8 protein-coding genes are annotated in these 7,016 nt (G+C 71.2%); 5 read left to right on the top strand and 3 right to left on the bottom strand.

Annotation, left to right across the window (positions count from 1 at the left end; translation table 11 throughout):
* The 3 genes from ABT232_RS28700 to ABT232_RS28690 all read right to left on the bottom strand — a co-directional run.
* Positions 1-233, bottom strand: a 233-nt coding sequence (locus ABT232_RS28700) for an aminotransferase class III-fold pyridoxal phosphate-dependent enzyme (RefSeq protein ID WP_351845064.1), incomplete at its 3' end; no start/stop codon positions are given.
* Positions 234-246: 13 nt separating this feature from the next.
* Positions 247-765, bottom strand: coding sequence for a diaminobutyrate acetyltransferase (ectA, locus tag ABT232_RS28695; protein ID WP_351845062.1), 519 nt, complete (start codon positions 763-765; stop codon positions 247-249).
* A 318-nt stretch (positions 766-1,083) separates the two neighbouring features.
* Positions 1,084-2,184, bottom strand: a complete 1,101-nt coding sequence (locus ABT232_RS28690; protein WP_351845069.1) for a pyridoxal-phosphate-dependent aminotransferase family protein — start codon at positions 2,182-2,184, stop codon at positions 1,084-1,086.
* Positions 2,185-2,382: 198 nt separating this feature from the next.
* Between ABT232_RS28690 and ABT232_RS28685 the strand changes: the two genes are divergently transcribed.
* The 5 genes from ABT232_RS28685 (at position 2,383) to ABT232_RS28665 (ending at position 6,987) form a co-directional block, all read left to right on the top strand.
* The gene (locus ABT232_RS28685) at positions 2,383-3,228 is read left to right on the top strand and encodes an ABC transporter substrate-binding protein (RefSeq protein ID WP_351845060.1); all 846 of its coding nucleotides are present in this window, start codon (positions 2,383-2,385) and stop codon (positions 3,226-3,228) included.
* Positions 3,225-4,058, top strand: coding sequence for an amino acid ABC transporter permease (locus tag ABT232_RS28680; RefSeq protein ID WP_351845058.1), 834 nt, complete (start codon positions 3,225-3,227; stop codon positions 4,056-4,058). The genes ABT232_RS28685 and ABT232_RS28680 overlap by 4 nt, the downstream gene beginning before the upstream one ends.
* Entirely contained in the window at positions 4,055-4,846 is a 792-nt protein-coding gene (locus ABT232_RS28675) for an amino acid ABC transporter ATP-binding protein (RefSeq protein ID WP_351845056.1), read from the top strand. The genes ABT232_RS28680 and ABT232_RS28675 overlap by 4 nt, the downstream gene beginning before the upstream one ends.
* Before the next feature lie 21 nt (positions 4,847-4,867).
* Positions 4,868-5,959 carry an amidohydrolase family protein gene (locus tag ABT232_RS28670; protein WP_351845054.1) on the top strand — a complete coding sequence of 364 codons (1,092 nt, stop codon included), beginning with the start codon at positions 4,868-4,870 and terminating at the stop codon, positions 5,957-5,959.
* Between the two features lie 134 nt (positions 5,960-6,093).
* Positions 6,094-6,987 (top strand): SCO1860 family LAETG-anchored protein, encoded by an 894-nt coding sequence (locus ABT232_RS28665; protein WP_351845052.1) that lies wholly within the window; start codon positions 6,094-6,096, stop codon positions 6,985-6,987.
* Positions 6,988-7,016 lie beyond the last annotated feature (29 nt).

Genomic DNA, 7,016 nt, shown 5'->3' with positions numbered 1-7,016 from the left:
GTGACCCCGTCGCGCTCCAGATAGTCCAGCAGCGCCCGTTTCAGCACGGGGTTGTTGTGGCCGTAGTTCAGCGACCCGGCACCCGCGAAGAAGTCGAGGTACTCATGGCCGTCCTCGTCGTACATACGGCTGCCGCGCGCCCGGTCGAAGACGGTGGGCCAGCCGCGGCAGTAGCTGCGCACCTCGGACTCCACGGTCTCGAAGACGCTCAGGTCGGGCTGGGTGATGGTCACGACTAATCGCTCCTCAGTGCGAGAGGTGGGGGGTCAGCGGGCCGATGCGGTACAGGACTTCGGGGTCGTGCGGGCCGTCCGGGAACAGCGGGGCGTCGAAGACGACCTCCCGCTCCACACGGGCGCCGTGCCGGGCGGCGAAGGAGGTGAACAGCTGCTGCGAGGCGGCGTTGCCGGGAGTGATGGTGGTCTCCACGGTGATCACCTCGTGTTCGGCGGCGACCCGGGCGGTCAGCCCGTCGAGCAGCCGGGCGGCGATGCCGCGACCGCGGTGCGCGGCGTCGACCGCCACCTGCCACACGAGCAGGGTCCGGGGGCGGTCCGGCCGCAGATATCCGGTGACGAACCCGATCGGTGTGCCGTCGTCGTCGCGTGCCACCGCGGAGGTGGCCGCGAAGTCACGGCACCACAGCAGATAGCTGTAGGACGAGTTCAGGTCGAGGGTTCCGGATTCCTTGGCGAGCCGCCACAAAGCGGCTCCGTCCGCAACCGACGGACGGTCGATCTGTAGGTCGGCTTGTGTGGCAGTCATGCGGATTGAATTTAGCGAGCGAAATTCAAAATTGCATGCGGGAAGGGCCTTGGGTGCGGCACCGGTCTGTGTTATCACGCGGGCGCGTACCTGGGCACGAGGAGAGGCCCCTATGCGCGGGTTTGGGATGTATATAGCTCACAAATCGGGCGCGTTGTGTAACGCGTCACACCCATGTAAGACGTGTGCCGACGTTCGCAGAATCTTCGCGTTTGAGGTCCGGAATCCGGGGCACAAGAATGTGGAAAGCCACCCCGGATATTCAATCGATAAATGCGAGCGAATTCAGATCCCGGTAAATCCGAAATAGCGCCTCCGCTAACGCCAGGCGGATTCCGCCGCGCGCCGCGCCGCCTCCAGGTCCACCGCGAGGCCCAGCTCCGCCAGCGCCGCGCCCAGCGCCGCCAGGCTCGCCTGGACGGTGCCCGGCGTCGCCTCGGGGCCGTAGTGGTTGACCCGGATCATCTCCTTGGCCAGCGCGCCGCCCCCCGCGGCCAGCGGCAGCGCGGGGTCGCTCGCCAGGGCGCGGGCGACCAGGTCCGAGGCCGCCACACCGGCCGGCGCGCGCAGCGTCGTCGCCACCGGGGCGGCCTCCGCCGCCGCGTGGACGTACGGCTCCAGCCCGCCGCCGAGCGCCACCGCCCCCGCCCGGGTCGCCGTCGCCGCGGAGCGGTGCCGGGCCATCACGGTCTGAAGGCCCTCCGCCTCGATCCGCTCGACGCACGCCTGAAGGGCCAGCATCTCCAGCTGCGCCGGCGCGTGCAGCAGCGCCTTGCGGCCGCCGTCGACCCAGCGCTCCTTCCAGTCCAGCAGCGACAGGTACGACCGGCGCGGCGCCCGCGGGTTCGCCGCCATCCGGGCCCAGGCCCGCTCGCTCACCGACACCGCCGAGACGCCCGCCGGGCCGCCCATCGCCTTCTGCGCCCCGATCACGCACAGGTCCACGCCCCACGCGTCCGGCAGCACCGGCTCGGCGCCGACGGAGGCGACGGCGTCCAGGTAGAACAGCGCGCCGTGCGCCCGGACGGCCTCGCCGATCTCCGCGACCGGGTTGGTGTTGCCGGTGGCCGCCTCGGCGTGCACCAGGGAGACGAAGTCGATCTCCGGGTGTTCGGCGAGGGCCTGCCGGATCTGCTCGGCGGTCACCGCGGTGTGGAACGGCACGGCGAGGTCGTGGACGGTCGCCCCGCAGTCCCGCAGCCAGTCCCCGAAGGTCTGCCCGTACGGGCCGGTGATCACGTTCAGCGCGGTGGTGCCGGGCCCGGCGGTGCCGCGGATCGCCCCCTCCAGCGGCAGCAGCGCCTCGCCCTGCATGATCACGACGTCCTGCCGGGTGTCCAGCAGCCGGGCCACCCGGTCCTCGATCGCGGCGAAGTGCGCGGCGGTCAGCGGGGGCAGGTCGAGGAAGGGGTGGGTCACGGCGGTGCTCTCTTCGCTCACGGGATCGACGCGGACGACTGTAGTCCCGGGCCCCGGCACGGCTCCCCCCTGTCCCGCCCCCTGACCGTCCCCAGGGTGGACTTCTTAGGTCGTGCGGCCGCCCAGCCATCGGTTTGATTTGAGTGGCCCAAACCTCTCCTTATAATCGGAACCACAGTTCCCTCATAGGAGGTCCCCGTGAACACCGTCCTCAGGCGCCGGGCCCGTCTCCTGGCCGCCACCACCGCGACGGCCGGGCTGGTCCTCGTGGCCGGCTGCACCTCCAGCGACGACGGCGACGGCGGTACGAAGACCGCGGCCGGCGGCGTCGAGCTCGTCAAGGCCGGACAGCTCACCACCTGCACCCACCTGCCCTACCCGCCCTTCCAGTCGGAGATCGACGGCAAGGTCCAGGGCTTCGACGTGGCCCTGATCGACCTGGTCGCCGACGACCTGGGCGTGAAGCAGGAGATCCTCGACACCCCGTTCGAGAACTTCAAGACCGGCGCGTTCCTCAACTCCGGCGAGTGCGACCTCGCCGCCGCCGGCATGACCATCACCGAGGAGCGCAAGAAGAACGTCGACTTCTCCGACCCGTACTTCGAGGCCACCCAGGCCGTCCTGGCCGACAAGGACAGCGGCATCTCGTCCTTCGCCGACCTCAAGGGCGCCAAGGTCGGCGCCCAGGCGCAGACCACCGGCGAGGACTACGCCAAGAGCCAGGGCCTGGACCCGGTCTCCTTCGAGTCCTCCGACGCCGTCCTCAACGGCCTGCGCACCGGCCAGGTCGACGCGGTCGTCATCGACTACCCGGTCGTCCAGGGCTGGCTGAAGGACAAGGCCAACGCCGACGCCTTCGAGGTCGCCGAGCAGATCAACACCGGCGAGCAGTACGGCTTCACGGTGAAGAAGGGCAACGACAAGCTGCGCGAGGCCATCGACAAGGCCCTCGCGGACGCCAAGGCCGACGGCACCTACAAGAAGCTGTACGAGCAGTGGATCGGCCCGTACCAGGAGTCCGCGGCCTCCCCGTCCGCCTCATGACGAGTCCGGACACAGCACTCCAGCCGAAGAGGAAGGGCCTGACCCGCCGCCAGAGGCGCAGCCTCTCGCGCGGTGTCCAGTACGTCGTCTTCGTCGCGGCCGTGATCGCCTTCGCGGTCGCGGCCGACTGGGACCGTCTGGCGAACCAGTTCGCCCAGCGTGCGATCGCGGAGCAGATGTTCCCCGAGGTCATCACGCTGGCGCTGAAGAACACCGTGCTGTACACCCTGTCCGGCTTCGCCGTCGGCCTGGTGCTCGGCATGGTCATCGCGCTGATGCGGCTGTCGTCCGTGGGTCCCTACCGCTGGCTCGCCGGCGTCTACATCGAGATCTTCCGCGGGCTGCCCGCCCTGCTGATCTTCATCTTCATCGGCGTGGCCGTACCGCTCGCCTTCCCCGGCACGGAGATCGTCGGCGGCACCTACGGCAAGGTGGCCCTCGCGCTCGGTCTGGTGGCCGCCGCGTACATGGCGGAGACCTTCCGCGCGGGCATCCAGGCCGTGCCCAAGGGGCAGATGGAGGCGGCCCGTTCGCTGGGCTTCTCGCACGCCCGGGCGATGGTGTCGATCATCCTCCCGCAGTCCTTCCGGATCATCCTGCCGCCGCTCACCAACGAACTGGTGCTGCTGTTCAAGGACTCCTCGCTGGTGCTGTTCCTCGGTGTCACGCTCCAGGAGCGGGAACTGTCCAAGTTCGGCCGGGACCTGGCCAGCCAGACCGCCAACTCCACGCCGATCCTCGTCGCCGGCCTGTGCTACCTGCTGGTCACGATCCCGCTCGGCTTCGTCGTCCGCCGTATGGAGGCCAAGGCCCAGGAGGCCGTGAAATGAGCCGACCGGAGATCCGGGTCAGCGCACTGCACAAGTCCTTCGGGGACAACGAGGTGCTGCGCGGCATCGACCTGGAGATCGCCCAGGGCGAGGTCGTCTGTGTCATCGGCCCGTCAGGCTCCGGCAAGTCCACGCTGCTGCGGTGCGTGAACCTGCTGGAGGAGCCGACGAAGGGGCAGGTGTTCGTCGGCGGCACGGAGATCACCGACCCCGACGTCGACATCGACGCCGTCCGCCGCCGGATCGGCATGGTCTTCCAGCAGTTCAACCTCTTCCCGCACCTGACGGTGACCGAGAACCTGACGCTGCCGCAGCGCCGGGTGCTCCGGCGGGACAAGGCGACCGCCGCGAAGGTCGCCGCGGAGAACCTGGAGCGGGTCGGCCTCGCCGAGAAGGCGGACGCCTACCCCTCCTCCCTCTCCGGCGGCCAGCAGCAGCGTGTCGCCATCGCCCGCGCGCTGGCGATGGGGCCCGAGGTGATGCTGTTCGACGAGCCGACGTCGGCGCTCGACCCGGAGCTGGTCGGCGACGTCCTCGCGGTGATGCGGATGCTCGCCCGGGACGGCATGACCATGATGGTCGTCACCCATGAGATGACCTTCGCCCGCGAGGTCGCCGACCGGGTCGTCTTCATGGACGGCGGAGTGATCGTGGAGGACGGCGACCCCGAGCAGGTCATCGCCCACCCCCGCCACGAGCGCACCCGCCACTTCCTCTCCCGCCTCCTGGACCCCGCGATGGCGGAGGTGGAGGAGGAGACCTCGGACCAGGTGGGCGGGAGCGACTAGCGGCTCACTAGGGTGCGGTGCATGAGCGAACGCGCGGTGCTGCATGTGAAGGGACGGGTGCTCGTCTCCCCGGACGAGATCCGGGACGAACTGTGGGTCGTCGACGGGCGGATCTCCTACGACCGTCCCGTCGCCGCCCGCGAGGTGCGCACGGTGTCCGGCTGGGTGCTGCCCGGTCTGGTCGACGCCCACTGCCATGTCGGCCTCGACGCGCACGGCGCGGTCCCGCGGGACGTCGCCGAGAAGCAGGCGCTGACCGACCGGGACGCCGGCACCCTGCTGATCCGCGACGCGGGCTCGCCCTCCGACACCCGCTGGGTCGACGACCGCGACGACCTGCCGAAGATCATCCGGGCCGGCCGGCACATCGCCCGCACCCGCCGCTACATCCGCAACTACGCCTGGGAGATCGAGCCGGACGACCTGGTCGCGTACGTCGCCCAGGAGGCCCGGCGCGGCGACGGCTGGGTCAAGCTGGTCGGCGACTGGATCGACCGCGACCTCGGCGATCTGTCGGCGTGCTGGCCGCGCGAGGCGGCCGAGGCGGGCATCGCCGAGGCGCACCGGCTGGGCGCCCGGGTGACCGCGCACTGCTTCGCCGAGGACTCCCTCAGGGACCTGGTGGAGGCGGGCATCGACTGCGTCGAGCACGCGACCGGCCTCACCGAGGACCTGATCCCGCTGTTCGCCGAGCGGGGCGTCGCGATCGTCCCCACCCTCGTCAACATCGCCACCTTCCCGAAGCTCGCCGACGGCGGCGAGGCCAAGTTCCCGCGCTGGTCCGACCACATGCGCCGGCTGCACGCCCGCCGCTACGACACCGTCCGCGACGCCTACGACGCCGGCATCCCGGTCTTCGTCGGCACCGACGCCGGCGGTTCGCTCGCCCACGGCCTCGCCGGCGCCGAGGTCGCGGAGCTGGTGACGGCCGGCATCCCGGTGCTGGACGCGCTGTCCGCCGGTACCTGGGCGGCCCGTGCCTGGCTCGGCCGCCCCGGACTGGAGGAGGGGGCTCCGGCGGACCTGGTGGTCTACGAGAGCGACCCGCGCGCGGACGTCCGCGTCCTGACGGCGCCGCGGCGGGTGGTGCTGAACGGGCGGATCATCGGATAGCGCATGGCGCCATAATCGAACATGGCACCGGAAACACCACGAAGGGGTGAAGTCGCGCCGGATCGCCGCCCGTTCACTCGTGCTGCGTAATTCTTGCGGGGTCCCAGGCACGTCTCCTCAGGGGGTCCCACACCGTGAACGGCACCAGCTTCCGCATGCCCGCCCGCAGACTCGTCACCGTGGCCACGGTCACGGCCCTGGCCGCCGGACCCGCGGCCCTCGCCCACGCGACGCCCGAGACCGCTGCGGAAGGCCGCGCGAGCGCGGCTGTCCTGCGCACCGGACTGGACGTCTCCCTGCTCGACAAGACCGTGAACGTCCCCCTCGCGGTCTCCCTCAACGAGGTGCAGGCACCGGCGAGCGCGGCCAGGACCGCGCTGACCGCGACGCTCGACGGGGTGAGCGGAGGCAAACCCTTCAGCGTACTGCGCGCGGACGTCGCCGAGGCCAAGGCGACGGTGGCCGAGGGCAAGGCGGAGGGCCGCACCAGCCTCGCCCACGCCGAACTGCACGTCCCCGGGCTGCCGCTGCTGTCCCTCGTCGAGGTCGAGCAGGTCACCTCCACGGCCACCTGCGAGGCCGGGAAGGCCCCGGTCGCCGAGTCGAACGTGCTGGGCTCCGTCACGGCCCTCGGCAAGCGCGTCAGCCTCACCTCGGGCGGCACCACCGACGTCCGCGTCCCCGGCGTCGGCGAGGTCCGCCTGGACCTGTCGAAGCGCGAGACCACATCCCGTACCGCCGCCGCGACCGCCCTCGAACTGACGGTCTCCGTCAACCCCGGCAACCTGAACGTGGCCGAGGTCCAGGGCACGGTCACACTGGCCGAGGCCACCTGCGAGAGCCCGGCGGCAGCACGGCAGCCCGCCCCGAGCCCGACCCCCGCCGATCTGAAGCCCCAAGGCGCCCCCGCCCAGGCCGACCTGGCGGACACCGGCGGCGACTCCCTGACCCCCTACCTCGCCGCGGGCTCGATCGCCCTGCTGGCAGCGGGCGCGGGAGCGCTGGCGCGGGCCCGCCGCCGAGGCTGACCGTCCGGCCGGCGGCAGCGGTCCCGCCG

The organism is Streptomyces sp. NPDC001532, from assembly GCF_040298625.1.
GTDB lineage: Bacteria > Actinomycetota > Actinomycetes > Streptomycetales > Streptomycetaceae > Streptomyces.
The sequence above is the reverse complement of the archived record's forward strand: the minus strand, read 5'-3'. Positions and strand labels throughout refer to the sequence as shown.

What these genes read in the sequence shown, in the direction of transcription:
- ectA (WP_351845062.1), bottom strand. Translation starts at nt 765, where the DNA reads ATGACTGCCACACAAGCCGACCTACAGATCGACCGTCCGTCGGTTGCG.
- ABT232_RS28675 (WP_351845056.1), top strand. Translation starts at nt 4,055, where the DNA reads ATGAGCCGACCGGAGATCCGGGTCAGCGCACTGCACAAGTCCTTCGGG.
- ABT232_RS28670 (WP_351845054.1), top strand. Translation starts at nt 4,868, where the DNA reads ATGAGCGAACGCGCGGTGCTGCATGTGAAGGGACGGGTGCTCGTCTCC.
- ABT232_RS28680 (WP_351845058.1), top strand. Translation starts at nt 3,225, where the DNA reads ATGACGAGTCCGGACACAGCACTCCAGCCGAAGAGGAAGGGCCTGACC.